The following is a 19,228-nucleotide window of genomic DNA, read 5'->3' as shown; positions in this document are numbered from 1 at the left end:
TTCCCGCGGGGTGGGACGCGCCGTGGCGGATCGCTCCTGGGTCGCGCTCCGTTCCTCATGCTGAGGTGCCGCCGAAGGCGGCCTCGAAGCACCCCGGAACGGTGATCGGCGAGCCCGTGTCTTGGATGCGCGGCCAGGGGTGCTTCGAGGCCGCCTCGCGGCGGCACCTCAGCATGAGGGGCGGAGTGTCCTCCAGACCTCGGCATGCTGACCAAAGATGCGCCCATCCCCCCGTCACGCGACCGCCTCCGGCCGCAGCACCGCGTCGTCGATCTCCCGCAGCACGGCCCGCGTCGCGTCCGCCGCATCGCCCTCACGGTCGGCCCGCAGCCGCGCCAGGGAGGCCGCATCGTCGACGTCGTACCATCCCGGCAATTCGAACAGGTCGAGGCCGATCCCGCGAGCCCGCGCCCGCGTCGCGGCGGCCACGCTCGCGGTGCTCCAGGCGATGTCCGCGAACAGCGCCGCGTGCCGCGCCTTCAAGCCGAGGAAGTAGTAGCCGCCGTCGTCGCAGGCCCCGAACACCGCCCGGTCGCCCGGTGCGAGCAGGAGCCGCGCCGCGCCCGCCAGCCACGCCGCGGGCAGCGTCGGGCAGTCGGAACTCAGAACGCCCACGGCCGCGTGGCCATGCGCCAGCATCCCGTCGACGGCGTGGAGCAGGCAGCGCCCGAACCCCTCGACGCCCGCCGGCATCGGCGGCGAGCCGTCCGCCAGCACGAGCACCGTGCCCGGGGCGAGCCGGGCCCGCAGGAGCTCCTCCGTCCCGGCCGGCGCGTAGGCGGCGTAGGGGACGATCGGCGCGAGCGCGGCGGCCCGTGCCAGCATCCGCGTCGTGTCGCGCAGGAAGGCCGCCGAGAGGGCGGCGGCCTCCTCCGGCGCGAGCGGCGGGCACAGGCGGGTCTTCGAGCGGCCGGCCTGCGGCGCCTTGGCCATCACCCCGATGGCGCAGGTGCCGGAGCGCGCCCCGCTCACAGCCCGCTGAACCAGTTGTAGCCCCGGTCCGGCCAGTAGCCCCGCGGCTGCTTGTCGGTCACGTAGACGGTCTGCACGAATTTCGGGTTCTTGAAGCCGAGTTTCGTCGGGACCCGGAGCTTGAACGGGAAGCCGTGGCGGGCCGGCAATTCCTCACCGTGCAGCCGGAAGGCCATCAGCGTCTGCGGGTGGAGTGCCGTCGGCATATCCAGGCCCTCGTAGTAGCCGTCCGCGCATTCGAAGCCGACGTATCGGGCGGTGGTGTCGGCCCCGATCTTCTCCAGGAAGTGGCGCAACGGCGTGCCGCTCCACTGCCCGATCATGCTCCAGCCCTCGACACAGACGTGCCGGGTCACCTGTGTGACTTGGGGCAGACCGTGCAGCGCGTCCACGGTCCAGGGCCGCTTGTCGGCGATGCGGCCCGCCAGAGTCAGACGATAGGTCGCAGGGTCCAGGCGCGGCGCGTCCTGCGGCCCGTACCAGGCGTTGTAGCGGAAGTCCTTCACCGCCTCGGATTCCGGGAAGGTCGGCGCCAGGCGGTCGGGTCCGAACAGGCCCGCCTGGACGCGGTCGTTCCAGGCCGAGACCCGGGCGAGCGCCGCCTGGACGGCGTCGCCGTCGCTGACGTCGCAGCCGGTGAGGAGCGTGAGCGCCCCCAGGGTGACGCTGCCGCCGAGGAGCCGGCGCCGGTCGAAGGTGAAGTCGCGCGGCGGCCGGATCATGCGGCGTCTCCGGTCGGGGAGGACGGGGCCGGGCCGGGGCCGGACCGGCCGGTGATCATTGCCACGAGGGTGCTCGGCACCAGGGCCGCCAGGGCCAGGTGGATGGCGAGGAAGCCGACGATCGCCGTCATGGCCAGGAAGTGGACGATGCGGGCACCCTGGAAGCCGCCGAAGACCACCTCCAGCGGGTAGGTCTGAACCGGTTTCCAGATCGCGATGCCGGAGGTGATGATCACCACGATGGCCGCGATCACGCCCCAGTAGAAGACCTTCTGCACGGCGTTGTACTCGCCGAGCCGGTGCTCCAGGCGGAAGCGCAGGGCCGCCGTGATGTCGCGCAGGAAGGCGCGCGGCCCGACCGGCAGGAAATCGCGGCGGAAATGGCCCGAGCCCAGGCCGTAGCCGACGAAGAGCAGGAAGGCGGCGACGAGCAGCCACATCCCGGCGAAGTGCCACGCGATGGCGGTGGCGACGCCCGGGTCGCCGTGGCGGGCGAGCGCCGCCTCGACGTCGCCCCCGAGGGTGGCGAAGAGCGGGAAGCGGAAGGGCAGGATCGGCTCGGCGTTGTAGATCCGCCAGCCGCTGCCGATCATCACGAGGATCGCCGCCGCCATGGCCCAGTGCGCCACGCGCACCGGCCAGGCATGGGTCTGCACGCCCGTCGCGCTCATGCGGTCACCTCCAGTCCCTGCGCGGCCAGGATCGCGCGGCCCTTCTCGGACACCAGGAAATCGACGAAGGCCCCGGGGGCGGGCCGCCGCGCGAGGGTCGTCACCGCGGCCCGGTAGGCGAGGGGCGGCGCGGCCTCGTCCGGCACCCGCCGGACCACCTCCAGGTCGGAGCGGCCGGCGAGGTCGCTCGCGTGCAGGAGGCCGGCCTCGGCCTCACCGCGCGCGAGCAGGAACAGCACCTCGTCCGTGTCGAGGACGCCGATCGTGGTCCGCTCGCCCAGACCCATCGCGCGCAGGATCGCGGGCCCGTCCATGTCGGCAGCCGGGGTCGGGTCGCTGACCGCGATCCGCCCGCCCGGCGCCGCTCCCGCGCCCCGGCGGGCGGCGAGGACGAGACGGTTGCGCCAGGGGCCGGCCGCCGCGCCGGCGATCAGCCCGGCGGCCTGCGCCTGGGCCATCACCGCCTCCTGGGTCACCAGGAGGTCGTTCTGGACCTTGCGGACGAGCTGCGGGACGAGGAGGCCCGGGCTCGTGGGGAAGATCCTCACCTGCACGCCGGTGGCGGCCCGGAACACCTCCGCGGCCCGCGTCAGGACCGGGCCGAGGGCGGTGTCGCAGTTGAGGACGAGGTCGGTGGTGGTGATGGCCCCGCCGCTCTCCTGCGGCTTCGCCGCGGCGAGCGACAGGAGGGGGAGACTGAGCAGCAGGCGTCGGCGCGGGAGCGTCATGCGGGGCGGCCCCTCCGACCCGAGCGCCGGGCGCCGGCCCGGCCTCGCGATCGCTGCCCTCTCTTCGCGGTTGCATGTCAGCCGGTTACGTCGCCCTGCGCGCAAATCCGCGGGCGTCGACCTGTGGGTCGGCCGCCCTATCTGGCGGCGGACTCGCCCTTCCTCCTGCGGATCCGCCCTTGCCCGGCTACCTGCCCTTCGCGGGGGCGCTGAAGCTCCCGGCCTTCGTCTGCGGCAATTGCGGCTTCTGGCAGCGGCACTTCGCGGCCCCGCCCGCCTGCCCGCTCTGCCTCGACGCCCGCCACGTCGTGCCGCAGGACGGTTGGCGCTTCCGCACCATCGCGGAGGCTCAAGCGGCCTTCCCCTGTCACTGGGTCGAGGTCGAGCCGGGCGTGTGGAAGTTCTGGAACGATCCCGTCACGGGGATCGGCCCGAGCGCCTACCTGATCACGACGCCGGGCGGGAATATGGGCTTCGAGGGCTGTTCGGTGTTCAGCGAAGCCGCCCTCGACCGGATTGCGGCGCTCGGCGGGATGGCGGTGCTCTCCGCCTCGCACCCGCATTCCTACGCGGCCCTGCCGCAGCTCCAGGACCGCTTCGATCCCGAACTGGCGCTTCCGGCGGCCGACTTCGTCTGGAGCGCTGCGCTCCAAGTCTCCTGGCCCTACGACGACGGGCTGGAGCCGCTGCCCGGGCTGGAACTGCACCGCACCGCCGGCCATTTCGACGGCCACGCGGTCCTGTACGACCGGGAGCGGAAAATCCTGTTCTGCGGCGACGCGCTGAAGTTCGAACTCGACCCGGCGGATCCGCGCCGGGCGCTGACCATCTCGGCCCACAAGGCCTTCGTGCGCGGCGTGCCGCTCACCCCGGCCGAGCTGCGCCGCTACCGGACGGTGTTCGCGGCCCTCGACTTCGTCCAGACCTGGACGCCCTTCGAGCAGGCGGCGAATGTCGGCCGGCGCGAGGTGCTGGCGCTGATCGACGCCATGCTGGCCGGGCGGCCGCACGCCTACCCGGTGCGGGTGGCGGATCTCGGGTGAGGCTGCGCTTGAGGTCTGCGTGAGGGCTGGCACAGCGCCCCGGCCCTCCCCCCTTTGCGGGGGAGGGTGCCCAGCGGAGCTGGGCGGGAGAGGGGAACCACGCCTCAGGATAATCCCGAACCGTTCTGACGGGTGCTCCCTGAAGAATCGTCGCGCCGGCCCCTCTCCCAGCCTGCGTCGCAGGCCACCCTCCCCCGCAGAGGGGGGAGGGTTCACGCGGCGGCGCGCGAGATAGACCCCAGTCGAGCCGCAGCCGGGCGGAACTACGCCGCCGGAATATATTGGTACGTCCAGGTCTCGCTGAGGGTCCGCTCGCCCTGGCGCAGGAACAGGCGCAATTCCACCGGCTCCGCCCCGCTCGCCGCGAGGTCGAACTCGGCGCGCCAGTGCCCCGGCACGTCGTCCGGCACCGCCTCGGTGCGGGCGAGCGGGAAGCTGCCGCGGGAGGCGGTCAGCACCGGCTCGGGCTTCACGCCCGCCGGCAGGTCCGCCAGCGGGCCGCCCAGGAACTCGACCACGAACTTGCGCACGCCCTTCGGCCGGTCGGTCCCGGCTTGGCCGCCATTGCCCTCGCGGGTCGCCACGCAGTGCGCGAGCGGGGACGGATACGGCTCGTCCGCCACCCAGTGCAGGCGGTAGGCGAGGTCGTGCACGGAGCCGGCCCGCGCCGGCTCGGCGGGCACCCACATGGCCACGATGTTGTCGTGGATCTCGTCGTCGGTCGGGTTCTCGACGAGCTGCACCGCGCCGGCCCCCCAATCGGCCAGCGGCTCGACCCAGAGCGAGGGCCGCCGGTCGTAGTAGACGCCGTCCTGGTAGTGGTCGAACAGCCGGTCGCGCTGCATCAGGCCGAAGCCGCGCGGGTGCGTGTCGGAGAAGGCCGATACCGTCGTGCGGGGCGGGTTGCGCAGGGGCCGCCACAGGCGCTCGCCGGCGCCGGTCCAGAGCGCGAGCCCGTCCGAATCGTGCACCTCGGGCCGCCAGTCGACGGCGGTCGGTTTCGCGGTCTCGGAGAACCAGTACATGGAGGTGAGCGGCGCGAGGCCGAAGCGGCCGACGTCGCGGCGCAGGTGAAGCTGCGCCTCGATCTCCATCACCACCGCCTTGGTCCGGCGCATCCGGAACCGGTAGGCCCCCGCGACCGAGGGGCCGTCGAGGAGCGTCATCACCGTGACGGTGTCGGACCCGGCGGCCGGCGTCTCGAAATAGACCTGCGTGAAGTCCGGGAATTCCTCCGGCCGGTCGGGCATCACCGTGTCGAGGGCGAGGCCGCGGGCCGAGAGCCCGTACTGGTAGAGTTCGCCGATCGCCCGGAAGTAGGAGGCGCCGAGGAACGCCACCCAGTCGTTCTTCCGCCAGTCGAGGGCGCCGCCGCGCCGCTCCTGGAAGCGGAAACCCGCGAAGCCCGGGTTCGGCGGCAGGCGCCGGGCCGGCGAATCCGCCGGCATCTCGAAGGCGTCCTGCGTGTAGATGATCTCGCGCGCCTGCCCGTTCTCCACCAGGTGCATCCGCACCGGCTTCTGGAAGTAGCGGCCGAGATGGAAGAAGGTGACCGGGAAGGCGCTCGGACCCTCCGCCCACAGGGCGTAGTCGGGCTTGAACCTGAGCTTGCCGTGGGCGTCGTAGTCGATCGCCTGCAGCACCTCCCGGTCCGGAACGGCCGGGGGCTGGTAGGGGGCGGACGCGAGGTCCCGGGCGCGGACCTTGAGCGCCTCGAAGCTGAACGGGCTCGGCGCCCCCAGCGGCAGCCCGGCCGCGAAGGAGGGCAGGCCGGCCCCAGCCACGAGGGCGGCGGCGGCGAGGAAGCTGCGGCGATCGAGCATGGCGGCGTCAGCGCCGGGGGCGGAGGGGCTCGATCTGGGTGGCGCGCCGCCAGAGCTGGATCATGATCCAGAGGGCGAGAAGGCTGAAGGCCCCCATCAGGACGTGGCCGACCGTGTCGCCGAGTTCGAGCAGGCCGGCGATCGCCCAGCCCGCCGCGATCGCCACCCCGAACACCTCCGTGCCGACCAGCACCATGATGCTGAGGAGCGTGACGAGGTTGCGGGTGCTGAGGGAGCCGGTGGAGGCGGGCAAGGGCGGGACCTTCGGGCGGGGAACGGGCGGCGCCGGCCGTATTCCGTTCGGCGCCTCGGGGCGATAGCCTGAAGCTCCCCCGGGGCGCAACCTGCCCCATCGTCACGCCCGCACGAGACCGATGCCCGAGACGCCCGTCTTCGCCAGTGCCGCCTGCGCGGCGCCCCACAGCCTCGCTGCCGAGAGCGGCCGCGCGATCCTCGCCGAGGGCGGCAACGCCCTCGAGGCGATGCTCGCCATGGCGGCCACCATCGCGGTGGTCTATCCCCACATGAACGGCATCGGCGGCGACGGGTTCTGGCTAGTGCGCGAGCCCGGCGGCCGGATCCACGCCATCGAGGCCTGCGGGCCGGCCGGGGCGCTCGCCACGATCCGACGCTACCGCGACAAGGGCCACGAGCGCATCCCCGACCGCGGTCCGGACGCCGCCGTGACGGTGGCGGGCGCGGTTGGCGGCTGGGCGCTGGCGCGGAGCCTCGCCGCCGCCCTGGGCGGGCGGCTGCCGCTCCCGCTGCTCCTCGGCGACGCGATCCGCCTCGCCCGGGAGGGCGTGGCCGTCTCCGCCTCCGAGGCCCGCTACGTTCCGAAGGAACTCGACGCCCTCTACGACCAGCCCGGCTTCGCCGCGACCTTCCTGATCGACGGCAAGGCGCCGAAGGCCGGGGCGGTCCGGGCGCTGCCGGCGATGGCCGCGACGCTGGAGCAGCTCGCCCATGCGGGGCTGGACGACTTCTACCGCGGCGATGTCGGGCGGGAGATCGCGGCCGACCTGGAGCGGGCCGGCAGCCCGGTGACCCGCGCCGACCTCGCCGGCTACCGGGCGGTGACGCGCCCGCCGCTGTCGGTGCGGCTCGCCAAGGGCCAGGTCTACAATTGCCCGCCGCCGACCCAGGGCCTCGCGGCGCTGATGATCCTCGGCCAGTTCGAGCGGCTCGGGAGCATCCCGCCGGAGACGCCGGCCTGGTGCCACGCGCTCATCGAGGCGACGAAGCGCGCCTTCCGGGTCCGCGACGGGGTGGTGACCGATTTCGACCGTCTGCGCCACGATCCCGCGCGCTTCCTGACGCCCGAGGCGCTGGCCCGCGAGGCGGCCCTGATCGCCATGGACAGGGCCGCCGCCTACCCGGTGCGGCCGCCCGGCGACGGCGACACGGTCTGGATGGGGGCGATCGACGGCAGCGGGCTCGCGGTCTCCTACATCCAGTCGGTCTACTGGGAGTTCGGCTCCGGCCTCGTCCTGCCGGGCACCGGCATCGCGTGGCAGAACCGGGGCACCTCGTTCTCCCTCGATCCCGGGGCCACGAACCCGCTCGAGCCCGGCCGCAAGCCCTTCCATACGCTCAACCCGGCGCTGGCCGTGCTCGACGACGGGCGGGTGCTCTCCTACGGCAGCATGGGCGGGGACGGTCAGCCGCAGTTCCAGGCCCAGGTCTTCACCCGCTACGCCATCTCCGGGATGGGCGTGGCGGAGGCGGTCGACGCCCCGCGCTTCCTGTTCGGCCGCACCTGGGGTGCGGAATCCATGACCGTGAAGGTGGAGGACCGCTTCGATCCCTCCTGCATCGCGGCCCTGCGCCGCTACGGCCACGAGGTCGAGGAGTTGGGCGGCGCCTATAGCGACTCCCTGGGGCATGCGGGGCTGCTGGTGCGCCATCCGGGCAACGGCCGGGTCGAGGCGACCCACGACCCGCGCTCGGACGGAGGGGCGGCGGGGCTCTGATACGCCGTCCGCGTTGATCAACGCAGATGGCGTGTCAGCACGCTCGCGCAGCGGACCCTGACAGATGAAACCAGGAGGCGATCGCTTCTGTTCGATCTCCCCTTTTCCGGACGACTGCGGCGTCAGCGGAAGGAGATCCGGAATCCAGCACAGGAATCGCCGCGAAGCGGCTCCGATTGTCAGCAACGGTGTTGAAAAGCGGTCGCTTCGCGGAGTCTTGCGCTGGTTTCCGGGTCGCATTCCGCTGTCGCTGCATGCGCCCGGAAAAGGGGGGATGTGAGGGAACGAGCGCGTTTCTGCTTGAGCCGGTCCCGAACAGCAAAAACCCCTCTCCCGTCGCCGGGAGAGGGGTGCTCAACCCTCGGGTGCCCCACGGATCTACCGCGGCGCGCGCTTCGCCAGGATCCGCTGCAAGGTCCGGCGGTGCATGTTGAGCCGGCGGGCCGTCTCCGAGACGTTGCGGTTGCACAGCTCGTAGACGCGCTGGATGTGCTCCCAGCGCACCCGGTCGGCCGACATCGGGTTCTCGGGCGGGTCGGCCCGCTCGCCCGGCTGGGCCATCAGGGTGCCGTGGATCTCGTCCGCGTCGGCCGGCTTCGCCAGGTAGTCGAAGGCCCCGAGCTTCACGGCCGTCACCGCGGTGGCGATGTTGCCGTAGCCGGTCAGGATCACGCCCCGCGCCTCCGGGCGGCGCTCCTTCAGGCGGGCGATCACGTCGAGGCCGTTGCCGTCGGCGAGCCGCATGTCGATCACCGCGAAGGCCGGCGGATGCGCGTCGACCAGCGACACGCCCTCCGCCACGCTCTCGGCCACCTGCACCAGGTAGCCGCGTGCCTCCATGGCGCGGGCGAGCCGCGTCGAGAAGGGCTTGTCGTCGTCGACGATCAGCAGGCTGCGATCCGCGTGGGCGGCGAGCGGGTCGCCCTCCGGCACGGTGCCGACGCCCGTCGGCTGGGTCTGGGTTCCGAACTGCGTCATCAAGCGACGCTCCTCACCATTCGTCTCGTGTCTTCAGGGATTTATATAGGAACGTCGCGGGCCGCCGTCAGGGGGAGTGCTCCATTTGTTCCCCCAAATCGGCGCGCCGCCACCTCTCTCTCGAAAACGTGACGCGGCCACAGGATCCGCACCACCGCCCCGGTCGACGGGTCGGCGGCATTGGCGAGCGCGATCTGGGCGCCGGAGCGCTCGATCAGGGTCTTGGCGATGAACAGCCCGAGGCCGAGGCCCGAGCCGCTCTCCTCGCCGACGCCGGCCCGGGAGGCGCCCCGCGTCGTGACGTAGGGCTCGCCCACCCGCAGCAGCACGTCCGGCGCGAAGCCCGGCCCGTCGTCGCGGATCTCCAGCCAGACCCGCTCGGAGGTCCAGCGCGCCTCGATGATGACCCGGCTCTCGGCGAAATCCACCGCGTTGTCGACGATGTTGGCCAAGCCGTAGAGGACGCCCGGGTTCCGTCGGCAGCGCGGTTCCGGCCCCTCGCCGCGGGTCGTCACGTCGAGCACGATCCCGAGCGCCCGCTGCGGCGCGACCAGTTCCTCCACGAGGTGGCTGAGCGAGATCGTCTCCAGGAAGCTCGACTGGTCCTCGTCCAGGGAAGTGAGCTTCGAGAGGATCCCGCGGCAGCGCTCGACCTGCTCGCGCAGGAGCTTGAGGTCGTCCGCGATGGCGGGCGTCGCCGTCGGGCCGAGCGCCCGGTCGAGCTCGTTCACCACCACCGTGATCGTGGCGAGGGGCGTGCCGAGTTCGTGCGCGGCCGCCGCCGCGAGCCCGTCGAGCTGCGAGAGGTGCTGCTCGCGGGCCAGCACCAGCTCGGTGGCGGCGAGCGCCTGGGCGAGCTGGCGCGCCTCCTCGGCGACCCGCCACGCGTAGACGCCCGTGAAGGCGATGCCGAGCAGGATCGCGGTCCAGACCCCCGACACGTACAGGAACGGGATCTCCATCCGGTCGGCGGTGAACCAGGGCAGCGGCCGGTGCACCAGGGCGAGCAGCGTCGAGAGCCCGACCGCGAACAGGCCGAGCGCCAGCGTGTGCGCCGGCGGCAGCGCGGTCGCGGAGATCAGCACCGGGGCCAGGAACAGGAGCGAGAACGGGTTCTGCAGGCCGCCGGTCAGGAACAGCAGGGCGGCGAGCTGCACGATGTCGAAGGCGAGGAGCAGCGCCGCCGCCGTGTCGCTCAGCCGGTAGCTCGCCGGGAAGCGCACCCGCAGCAGCAGGTTGAGCCAGGACGAGGCGGCGATCACCAGGAAGCACCAGCCGAAGGGCAGGGGCAGGCCGAGCCCGAGATGCGCGCCCGCCACCGCCGCGCTCTGCCCGGTGATGGCGAGCCAGCGCAGGCGCACCAGCGTATCGAGGCGCAGGTGACGCGCGTCGTGCACGAGATCGATCGGGGAGGCCTCGGACGGCATGCTCAGACGATAGTGCGCCTCAGCGCCCCGCCCAGGGGGCGGGAAGGCGCCCAAGCATGCACGATAATTCATGGTGCCCTGAAGGAGGCTGCGTCCAAAATGGCACATAACCGGGTATTTGGTATGATATTGCACTTTCGTCGGGGTCGGCGGGCTTGCGTTGAGTCAGTGGAACCATACCTTGGAGACAGCAGTTGGTGGCGGGCGTCTTCCGCGGCGCCTCGGCGCTGCTGGATCCCAGATGGGCGGTAGCGGCATGGATCTGTCTTACTTCTGGTACGAAGCGGCACACTGGATGCTGGCCCCTGCGCGAGTCGCGGCGGACGCGACCCAGCTCGTGTTCCAGAACCCGGTCAACCCGATCTCGTACACCCGGTACGGCCGCACCGTCTCGGCCGCCTGCCAGATGTTCGAGCGCACCACGCGCCGCTACGGCAAGCCGGCCTTTGACCTGCCGACCACAGTGGTGGAGGGCGCGACGGTCGCGGTGAGCGAGCGGATCGTGTGGGAGAAGCCCTTCGGCCGCGTGATCGCCTTCGACCGGGCACTGAAGCGGCCGACCTTCCACGCCCAGCCGAAGGTCCTGGTCGTGGCGCCGATGTCCGGCCACTACGCGACGCTCCTGCGCGGTACGGTCGAAGCGCTGCTGCCCGCCCACGAGGTCTTCATCACCGACTGGGCCGATGCCCGCATGGTGCCGCTGGAGGCCGGGCGCTTCGACCTCGACACCTACATCGACTACCTGATCGAGATCTTCCAGCATCTCGGGCCGGACCTGCACGTGATGGCGGTGTGCCAGCCGGCGGTGCCGGTCTTCGCGGCGGTGGCCCGCATGGAGGCGGAGGATCGGCCGGGCATCCCGACCTCCATGACCCTGATGGGCGGCCCGATCGACACCCGCCGCTCGCCGACCGCCGTGAACTGCCTCGCGGCCGAGCGCGGCATCGCGTGGTTCAAGCGCAACTGCATCACGGTGGTGCCGCCGGGCTATCCGGGCACCTGGCGCGAGGTCTATCCGGGCTTCTTCCAGCTCTCCGGCTTCATGGGCATGAACCTCGATCGTCACCTGACGGCGCACTGGGACATGTTCAAGCACCTCGTGGGCAACGACGGCGACTCGGCCGAGAAGCACCGCGAGTTCTACGACGAGTACCTGTCCGTGATGGATCTGACGGCGGAGTTCTACCTCCAGACCGTGGAGACGGTGTTCGTCCAGCACGCCCTGCCGAAGGGCGAGATGCGCCATCGCGACGCCGTGGTCGATCCGGCGGCCATCCGCCGCTGCGCCGTCATGGCGGTCGAGGGCGAGAAGGACGACATCTCGGGCGTCGGCCAGACCAAGGCGGCCCTCGATCTCACGGTGAACCTGCCCGAGGCGCGCAAGCTCTACCACCTGCAGGACGGCGTCGGTCACTACGGCGTGTTCAACGGGTCGCGCTTCCGCTCGCAGATCCTGCCGCGCATCTCGGCCTTCATGCACGAGATGCAGGGCACGACGACGGCGCCGGTCCTGCTCGCGGCAAGCTGAGGCCGCCGCGGCAACCGGCACGCTGACAGGAGCCCGGCCGAGCGCCTAGGATGGCGTCATGCGAGTCGCGTTGCTGCGCCGGTCGGCGCCCGATCCCACCCACCTGAGCGTCGCGCACGAGGGCACGACCTTCCGCGTCTCCATGCGGCGGCGCGCCACGGCCCGCCGCATCACGCTCCGGGTGTCGAGTGCCACGGGCGAGGTGGTGCTCACCCTGCCGGAGCGCACGGCGGTGACGGCGGCGCAGGCCTTCGCGGAGGCCCACGCGGACTGGATCGCTGCGCGCATCGCCAAGGTTCCGGCCCGTGTCGCCCTCGAACCGGGCGCGCTGGTGCCCCTGCGCGGCGTGCCCCACCGCATCCTGCACTGGTCCCTGGCCGGGGGCGCCACCACGGCGACGCGGGACGCCGACGCGGCGCCGATCCTCGCCGTGTCCTGCCAGACCCCGCATGTGGGCCGGCGGGTGCGCGACTTCCTGGAGGCCGAGGCGCGGACCGACCTGCGCACGGCGGTGGCCCGGCACGCCCAGGCGCTGGGCCGCAGCCCGAAGCGCTTGACGGTGCGCGACACCCGCAGCCGCTGGGGCTCCTGCTCGGCGCGCGGCCACCTGAACTTCTCCTGGCGGCTCATCCTGGCGCCGCCCTTCGTGCTCGACTACCTCGCGGCGCACGAGGTGGCCCATCTCGCCGAGATGAACCATTCCGACCGCTTCTGGTCCCTGCTCGACCGCCTCTACCCCCGCGTCGAGGAGGCCGAGCGCTGGCTCAAGCGCCACGGGACGGAACTGCACCGCTACGGGTGAGAGGCGCGTGCGGTGAACCCTCCCCGGCAGGCGCACGGAGATAGGAAAACCGAGGGTCTCTTAAACAGTGCGGCTTGGCCTCCGGAAAGTGCTGATTCGCCAAGAGACTACGCCGGTCCAGCATCCGCCGGATCCCCTCTCCCGAGTGGGAGAGGGGTAGGGGCGATCGAAGATCGCGCAGGGTGGAGACGGTGCAGCAAGTGTTCTGAGCCGTTCAGCTGCCAGCGGCGCCGCTCAGTTTTCTTGCTACGACCGAGCCACCCTCACCCCCAACCCCTCTCCCACTCGGGAGAGGGGAGAGGCGCCTCACATTATCCCCGAACAGCCGTGCAGAGGTGAGGGTTTCAGGCAGGTCCGCCTACCCCTTCGTGCGCACCACCACCTGTTCCACCGCCGGCCAGGTCGGGCGCGGGTCGACCTGGCCCGGGATCAGGGTGCGCGGCGCGATGGAGTCGCAGACCTCGCGCTGGCGAATGATGACCGCGCCGGTCTCGTCGCGGCGGCGGATCAGGCCGCCGTCGCGGCAGAAGCCGGCGATCTCGGCCGAGCGCGCCGCCCGCCGCCCGCGCGGATTGCGGGGCACCGGCGGATGCTCGATCACGAGCGGACGGTCGCGGTTGAGCGAGCGCTCGACATAGGTCGTCTCGTCCACCGGCAGCGGCTCGGCGCGCGCGGCGAGCGGGAGCCCGAGCAGCAGGGCGAGAGAGAGGGCACTCAGCGGGCGCATCGGCGGGGATCCGGTCGGGCGGGAACTCTGTCCGGGGATTCTAGGGCCCGAGCCGCCTGCGAGGAAGGCGCCGCCGGGCGCCGCGCGCGCTTCGCCGCCCCCTGTGTCTTCGCTGCCGTGACGCTCCATCGCTTGACAGTCCGGGCACCCCGTGGTCCGAAGCCGGCCGGGATGCGGCGCTCGGGAGCGCGGAAGGAGCCGGTCAGGGTGCGAGAGATGGTGCGATGGGCCGTCGGCGCGATGGCCCTGCTGCTCGCGGCGGGCCTGCCCGCCGGTCCGGCCGCGGCCCAGGGCGCGGTGAAGCAGACCTTCGACGATTGGCAGTTGCGCTGCGAGACGCCGGCCGGCGCCAAGGGCGAGCAATGCGCGCTCGTCCAGTATGTGGCCGCCGAGGATCGTCCCAATCTCACGCTCGCCGTCATCGTGCTGAAGACCGCCGACAACCGCGGCACCCTGCTGCGGGTGGTGGCGCCGCTCGGCATCCTGCTGCCCTCCGGCCTCGGGCTGAAGATCGACCAGGCGGATATCGGGCGCACGCTCTTCGTCCGCTGCCTCTCGACCGGCTGCGTCGCCGAGGTCGTGATGGACGAGAACCTGATCAAGCAGCTCAAGACCGGGCAGCAGGCGACCTTCATCGTCTTCCAGACCCCCGAGGAGGGCGTGGGCATCCCGCTCTCGCTCAAGGGCTTCGCGTCGGGGTTCGACAAGCTGCAATAGGCGGGACGGGAGCGGCACCGTGACGGCAGGCGGAATTCGGAGTGGCTGCGTGGCCCTGCTCTGCGGCCTCGCGCTCGCGGGCCCGGCCCGGGCGCAGGACGACGACGGCAGCAACACGTTCCTCAACCTCTTCCGCTATGGCGGCACCACCAAGCCGCCCGAGGCGCCGCCGAACCCGGACGACGTCTACTGCCCGGTGATCGACATCCCGGAGGGCGGCGCCTCGGTGCAGTCCGGCACGGGCGTGGCCATCCACCACCAGATCGCGATCGCCCAGGTGAGCCGCGAATGCGTGGCGGGCCCGGGCGGCACCGTGACCGTGCGGGTCGGCGTGCAGGGGCGGGCGCTGCTCGGTCCGGGCGGCGCCCCCGGCCGCTTCGAGACCCCGGTGACCGTCACGGTGAAGAGCGGCACGACCCTCATCGCCCGGCGCTCGCGGCGCGCGAGCGTGACCATCCCGCCGGGCTCGGCGAGTGCCACCTTCGCGGTGGTGGAGGACGGCATCGCCGTGCCGGCGGCCTCCGCGGCGGATTTCGAGATCGAGGTCGCGCTCGGCGCCGGCGGCACGAAACCGGCCCGGCGCGGCCGCAAGGCGGCCCCGGCGGGTTGACCGCTGGCCCCTCCGGTGCCCGCGCCCCCGTTCCGTCTCGACCCACACGACGATCCGGATTTCACCCGCCGCCTGATCCTGCCAGGCGCGCCCGCCGGGCGCTGGCTGGCGCTGACCTACGCGCAGGACCGCTTCGCGCCGGCCCGCCGCCCGATGCTGCGGTTCCTCACGCCGGACGGTCCGACGGACGCCCTCCTGCCGGGCGCGGTGCTCGGGCGGGCGTTCTGGCTGGGCCCGGTTCCGGACGGCACCACCGCGATCCTGCTGGCGCCGCCATCGGGCTTGCGCGTCGAGGCGGCGCGGCTCCTGCCCCTGTGGGCCGTCCTCGCCCGGGCCGCCCGGCGCCGTCCACTCATCCTGGCCGAGGCGCTCCTGCGGGCCGCCCAGCGCGATGCCCGCCGCTTCCGCAACGCCCTGCGCATCGCCGCTGTGGTAACGCCCCTGTCGGGCTACGCGGGCTGGCGGGCGGAGCGCGCCCGCGCCTTCGAGCCGGCCCTCGACCGGCCGCCGGCGACGGCGTGCCGGGTCGGCCTGCGCCTCGACGCGGCGCCGCACGAGGCCGAGGCGGTGCGCCGGAGCCTCTCGGCGCTCCTCGCCCAGAGCCACCGCGACTGGTGCCTCGCCCTGTCGTGGCGCGGTGCCCCGCCCGCCGGTGCCGCGCTGCCGCGGGACGCCCGCATCGCGGAGAGCGGGGATTTGCCGGAGGGGGCCGACGCCCTCGGCCTGCTCCGTCCCGGCGACGTGCTCGCCCCGGACGCCCTCGCGCATCTCGCGGCCGCCCTCGACGGGGCGGATCTCGTCTACGCGGACGAGGAGGTCGAGACGCCGGACGGCCCGGCGCCGCGCCTGAAGCCCGCCTGGAGCCCCGACCTCGCGCTGGCGACGGGCTATCCGGGCCGGCCGATGCTGGTCTCGCGCGACCTCCTGGCGCGCTGCGGCTGGGCGCCCGGCCGGGGGCTCGCCGCGCTGGCGCCCGCCTGCTTCCTCGCCGTCGATCCGGCGCGGGTCCGCCGGGTGCCCCGAATCCTCTGCCGCGGCCCGGCGGCACCGCAAGCGGGGGACGAGCCGGGAGAACCCTGGGCGCCCGGCCTCGGCGAGGCCCTGAGGCGGGCCGGCTCGCCGGCCGTGCCGCGGGCGGGGGGCGGCCTCGTCTGGCCGCTGCCGGACCCCGCCCCCCAGGTCTCTGTGGTGATCCCGACCCGCGACCGTCCGGACCTGATCCGCACGGCCGTGCGCGGGGTGCTGGAGGAGACCGACTATCCGGCCCTCGACCTCGTGATCGTCGACAACGGCTCGGTCGATCCGCTCGTGCACACCTTCTACGCGGGGCTGGAGGGCGATCCGCGGGTGCGCCGGATCGACCGGCCGGGACCGTTCAACTTCTCGGCGCTGGTCAATGCCGGGGTGGCGGCCTCGGGCGGGAGCGTGGTCCTGCTCCTCAACAACGACGTGGCGGTGCGCGAGCCCGGCTGGCTCGCCGAGATGGTGCGCCTCGCGGTGCGGCCCGGGATCGGCGCGGTCGGGGCCAAGCTCCTCTACGGCAATGGGCGGCTGCAGCACGCGGGCGTGGTGGTCGGGCTCGGTGGCCGGGCCGGCCACACCCTGCGCAACCGGCCCGCCGACACGCCGGGCCATCTCGGGCGCCTGCGCGTGACGCACGAGGTCTCCGGCGTCACCGCCGCCTGCCTCGCCGTGACCCGGGCAGCCTTCGACGCGGTCGGCGGCTTCGACGCGGAGGCCTTCGCGGTCGATTTCAACGACATCGACTTCTGCCTGCGCCTGCAGGCGGCGGGCTACCGGAATCTCTGGTGCGCCCACGCGGTGCTCGACCACCACGAATCGGTGAGCCGCGGCCCCTCGGTCGGGCCGGCTCGGGTGCGGTTCGAGGCGGAGGCCGCGCGCTTCTCGGACCGCTGGCGGCAGGTCATTCGCGACGATCCCTTCTACCATCCGGCCTTCTCGGTCACGACCTTCGGGGAGGATCTGGAGTGACGGAGGCCGCAAGAGATGGGGTGGTCCCGAGGCAGTCTCACCTCTCCCAGAGGCGTCCAGGAGCGTCGACGTGAGGCGTGGGATCCCCTCTCCCCGCAGGCGGCTTGCCCGTTTACACAATCCGGTTTCCGGCTCGTCGGCAGGACGTGGCTGGAAGTCGCAACACGCCTCATGCTGAGGTGCCGCGGCGATCGAAGATCGCACGCGGCCTCGAAGCACCCCGGAACAGTCGTTCCCAAGCGGCCTTGGCCTGGATCTGTGGTCGGGGGTGCTTCGAGGCCGCTGCGCGGCACCTCAGCATGAGGAATGGTGTGACTTCCAGGGGCGTTCAGTCCACGAAGCCACGACTGAGACGTCTGAATCTGCAAACTGCCTGCGAGGGAGCGGGCATGCGCACGACCCGACGTGTGAACACGCTAGCCCGCGGGGGAGAGGGGTAGGGGTGAGGGTGGCTCGGCTTCAGATTGGCTATGAACCGTCGAGCTGCCGGCGGCACGGCTCAGTCTTCCTGCTGAGACCGAGCCACTCTCACGCGGGATCTTCGATCCCCGGGCCCCTCTCCCACTCGGGCTTACCCATTCACACTTCGCCGGATGAATCGCGGGTTTCTCCTCTCCCCGCAGGGCGAGGGTGAGGGGGCGGTTCCGGAAGAGGCTCGTCCTTCACCGCCCCCTCACCCTCGGGCCGATCGCTTCGCGATCGGTGCGCCGCCTCGTCTCGCCCCCGACAAGGGGGGCTCGACCCTCTCCCCGCACGCGGGGAGAGGGCATGCGCACGACCCGAAATGTGAATCCGCGCGCCCACTTAGGAGAGGGGAGAAGCGCCTCGCATTGTCCCCGAACAGCCGTGCCTCAGAGGGTGGGAGCGTCACCCCTGCGGCGCGCGGCACCCGGACCGCGCCGATGACCCGCCCCCGCCGCTTCCCCGACCACCCCGCCTGCGACGTCCTGCGCTTCGCCGAGCCGCTGCGGCGCTCTCCCCTGCGGCACCTCGCGAAGCTGCCGGTGCTGCTCCGGCGGCCGGGCGAGGCGCTCGGCATCGCCGCGGCCTGGCTCTCGGGAAAGCGCGTGCGCGCCCGCAACCGCGCCGCGGCGCTGCTCGGCGCCGAGCCCTCCTTCAGCCCCGCCGCCGTCCCACCCGCCCCCGCCGCCCGCGTCGCGCGCGACCCCGTGATCCTCTGCCCGGAGGGCCACACGCTCGCGGACGGGGCGGACGCGGTGATCGCCGCGGCCTTCGCGGCGGATCCCGCGCTCTACGCCCTCTACGGCGACGCGCTGGTGCTCGGCCCTAACGGCGAACCGCTGCTGCCGCTCCTGCGCCCGGCCTTCGATCCCGACTTCCTGCTCGCCGTCGACTACGTCGGTCCCGTCGTGGCCCTGCGGCGCGGGGAGACCCCGGAATCCGACGACGTCGCGGCCCACCTGCTGCGCCTCCACGACCGGTACGGGCCCGGCGCGGTCCGCCACCTGCCCCGCACGCTCTCGCTCTGGCGGCCCTTCGCGGAGCCCGGCCCCGCCTCGCGCCAGGGGCGCCGCGCCCTGGCGCAGGCCCGCGCGCCCGGCGCCGCGGTCGAGACAGGGCCGGCGGGAATTCTGACCCTGCGCCGGCCGCTGTCCGCGCCGCTGCCGCTGGTCAGCCTGATCGTGCCGACCCGCGACCGGCTCGACCTCCTGCGCACCTGCCTCGACAGCCTGCGCGCGCGCACGGACTGGGACGCCCTCGAGGTCATCGTCTGCGACAACGACAGCCGCGAGCCCGAGACCCTGGCCTATCTCCGGGCCCTGGAGGCGGCGGGGACCGCCCGGGTGCTGCCCTGCCCGGGGCCGTTCAACTTCGCGGCGATGAACAACCGCGCGGCGGAGATCGCCCGCGGCCGCCTCCTCGGCTTCGTCAACAACGACGTCGAGGCGTTCCGGCCCGACTGGCTGCGCCGCATGGCCGAGGAGGCGCTGCGGCCGGAAGTTGGCGCGGTCGGGGCGAAGCTCCTCGACGGGGAGGGGCGGATCCAGCACGGCGGGATCGTGCTCGGCACCGGCGGCCTCGTGACCCACGCCCACCGCCACGTCCCGGGCGACGCGCCGGGCTACCTCCACCGCCTCGCGGCGACGCACCGGGTCTCGGCCGTGACGGCGGCCTGCCTGGTGGTGGAGGCGCGCAAATTCGCCGAGGTCGGCGGCTTCGACGCCGCCGCCTTCGCGGTCGATTTCAACGACGTGGACCTGTGCCTGCGCCTCGACCGGGCCGGCTACCGCACCCTGATGGTGCCGGGCGCCGTGCTGCACCACCGGGAGGCCGCGAGCCGCCGCTGGACGCCGGAGGCCCTGGCGCGCCACGCGGGCGAGGTCGCGGCGCTCAAGGATCGCTGGGGCGCGGCGCTGGCCGGCGATCCCTGGTATCACCCCGCCTTCGACCCGCAGGCCCCGACCTACACGCGCCTTCGCCCCGCGCCCCCCGCAGCGCCCCGCTGAACGCGAAACGGGGCCGCCCGCAGGGGCAGCCCCGTTCCGGAGTCGCG

At 73.0% G+C, this 19,228-nt stretch carries 17 protein-coding genes; 8 read left to right on the top strand and 9 right to left on the bottom strand.

The window, feature by feature from the left end; genetic code table 11:
• Nucleotides 1–234: 234 nt before the first annotated feature.
• From ACW9J6_RS23290 to ACW9J6_RS23275, 4 genes are read right to left on the bottom strand one after another with little or no spacing between them, the layout of a single operon-like run.
• Complete coding sequence (locus tag ACW9J6_RS23290) at nt 235–972, bottom strand: TIGR04282 family arsenosugar biosynthesis glycosyltransferase (RefSeq protein WP_457118903.1); 738 nt, start codon at nt 970–972, stop codon at nt 235–237.
• Nucleotides 969–1,694, bottom strand: a complete 726-nt coding sequence (locus tag ACW9J6_RS23285; RefSeq protein WP_457118902.1) for a molybdopterin-dependent oxidoreductase — start codon at nt 1,692–1,694, stop codon at nt 969–971. Before ACW9J6_RS23285 ends, ACW9J6_RS23290 begins: the two co-directional genes overlap by 4 nt.
• Nucleotides 1,691–2,365 (bottom strand): cytochrome b/b6 domain-containing protein, encoded by a 675-nt coding sequence (locus tag ACW9J6_RS23280; RefSeq protein ID WP_457118901.1) that lies wholly within the window; start codon nt 2,363–2,365, stop codon nt 1,691–1,693. The genes ACW9J6_RS23285 and ACW9J6_RS23280 overlap by 4 nt, the downstream gene beginning before the upstream one ends.
• Complete coding sequence (locus ACW9J6_RS23275; protein ID WP_457118900.1) at nt 2,362–3,093, bottom strand: substrate-binding domain-containing protein; 732 nt, start codon at nt 3,091–3,093, stop codon at nt 2,362–2,364. The genes ACW9J6_RS23280 and ACW9J6_RS23275 overlap by 4 nt, the downstream gene beginning before the upstream one ends.
• A 179-nt stretch (nt 3,094–3,272) precedes the next feature.
• Here ACW9J6_RS23275 and ACW9J6_RS23270 point away from each other — a divergent pair, with 179 nt between their 5' ends.
• The gene (locus ACW9J6_RS23270; protein WP_457118899.1) at nt 3,273–4,136 is read left to right on the top strand and encodes an MBL fold metallo-hydrolase; all 864 of its coding nucleotides are present in this window, start codon (nt 3,273–3,275) and stop codon (nt 4,134–4,136) included.
• A gap of 263 nt (nt 4,137–4,399) precedes the next feature.
• Here ACW9J6_RS23270 and ACW9J6_RS23265 read toward each other — a convergent pair whose 3' ends face one another.
• Nucleotides 4,400–5,959, bottom strand: coding sequence for a glucan biosynthesis protein (locus tag ACW9J6_RS23265; RefSeq protein WP_457118898.1), 1,560 nt, complete (start codon nt 5,957–5,959; stop codon nt 4,400–4,402).
• Nucleotides 5,960–5,966: 7 nt separating this feature from the next.
• Entirely contained in the window at nt 5,967–6,155 is a 189-nt protein-coding gene (locus ACW9J6_RS23260) for a hypothetical protein (protein WP_457118987.1), read from the bottom strand.
• 178 nt (nt 6,156–6,333) lie between these two features.
• Between ACW9J6_RS23260 and ACW9J6_RS23255 the strand changes: the two genes are divergently transcribed.
• On the top strand, nt 6,334–7,932 hold the full coding sequence (locus tag ACW9J6_RS23255) for a gamma-glutamyltransferase family protein (RefSeq protein ID WP_457118897.1): 1,599 nt from the start codon (nt 6,334–6,336) through the stop codon (nt 7,930–7,932).
• A gap of 378 nt (nt 7,933–8,310) precedes the next feature.
• Here ACW9J6_RS23255 and ACW9J6_RS23250 read toward each other — a convergent pair whose 3' ends face one another.
• A complete protein-coding gene (locus ACW9J6_RS23250) occupies nt 8,311–8,910 on the bottom strand; it encodes an ActR/PrrA/RegA family redox response regulator transcription factor (RefSeq protein WP_457118896.1) in 600 nt (199 codons plus the stop codon).
• 41 nt (nt 8,911–8,951) lie between these two features.
• Nucleotides 8,952–10,337, bottom strand: coding sequence for an ActS/PrrB/RegB family redox-sensitive histidine kinase (locus ACW9J6_RS23245; protein ID WP_457118895.1), 1,386 nt, complete (start codon nt 10,335–10,337; stop codon nt 8,952–8,954).
• Between the two features lie 256 nt (nt 10,338–10,593).
• Here ACW9J6_RS23245 and ACW9J6_RS23240 point away from each other — a divergent pair, with 256 nt between their 5' ends.
• On the top strand, nt 10,594–11,865 hold the full coding sequence (locus ACW9J6_RS23240) for a polyhydroxyalkanoate depolymerase (RefSeq protein ID WP_457118894.1): 1,272 nt from the start codon (nt 10,594–10,596) through the stop codon (nt 11,863–11,865).
• A 58-nt stretch (nt 11,866–11,923) separates the two neighbouring features.
• Nucleotides 11,924–12,667, top strand: a complete 744-nt coding sequence (locus ACW9J6_RS23235; protein ID WP_457118893.1) for a M48 family metallopeptidase — start codon at nt 11,924–11,926, stop codon at nt 12,665–12,667.
• A 358-nt stretch (nt 12,668–13,025) separates the two neighbouring features.
• Here ACW9J6_RS23235 and ACW9J6_RS23230 read toward each other — a convergent pair whose 3' ends face one another.
• A complete protein-coding gene (locus ACW9J6_RS23230; protein ID WP_457118892.1) occupies nt 13,026–13,394 on the bottom strand; it encodes a hypothetical protein in 369 nt (122 codons plus the stop codon).
• A gap of 216 nt (nt 13,395–13,610) precedes the next feature.
• Between ACW9J6_RS23230 and ACW9J6_RS23225 the strand changes: the two genes are divergently transcribed.
• From ACW9J6_RS23225 to ACW9J6_RS23210, 4 genes are all read left to right on the top strand, one after another.
• A complete protein-coding gene (locus ACW9J6_RS23225; RefSeq protein WP_457118891.1) occupies nt 13,611–14,111 on the top strand; it encodes an invasion associated locus B family protein in 501 nt (166 codons plus the stop codon).
• A 49-nt stretch (nt 14,112–14,160) separates the two neighbouring features.
• Nucleotides 14,161–14,721, top strand: a complete 561-nt coding sequence (locus tag ACW9J6_RS23220; RefSeq protein ID WP_457118890.1) for a hypothetical protein — start codon at nt 14,161–14,163, stop codon at nt 14,719–14,721.
• A 15-nt stretch (nt 14,722–14,736) separates the two neighbouring features.
• Nucleotides 14,737–16,713, top strand: a complete 1,977-nt coding sequence (locus ACW9J6_RS23215) for a glycosyltransferase (RefSeq protein ID WP_457118889.1) — start codon at nt 14,737–14,739, stop codon at nt 16,711–16,713.
• A 902-nt stretch (nt 16,714–17,615) separates the two neighbouring features.
• Nucleotides 17,616–19,181 (top strand): glycosyltransferase, encoded by a 1,566-nt coding sequence (locus ACW9J6_RS23210; RefSeq protein ID WP_457118888.1) that lies wholly within the window; start codon nt 17,616–17,618, stop codon nt 19,179–19,181.
• Nucleotides 19,182–19,228 lie beyond the last annotated feature (47 nt).

It is taken from the genome of Methylobacterium sp. JK268 (genome assembly GCF_054052225.1).
Note: the sequence above shows the minus strand (reverse complement) of the source record. Positions and strands in the feature narration are given on the sequence as shown.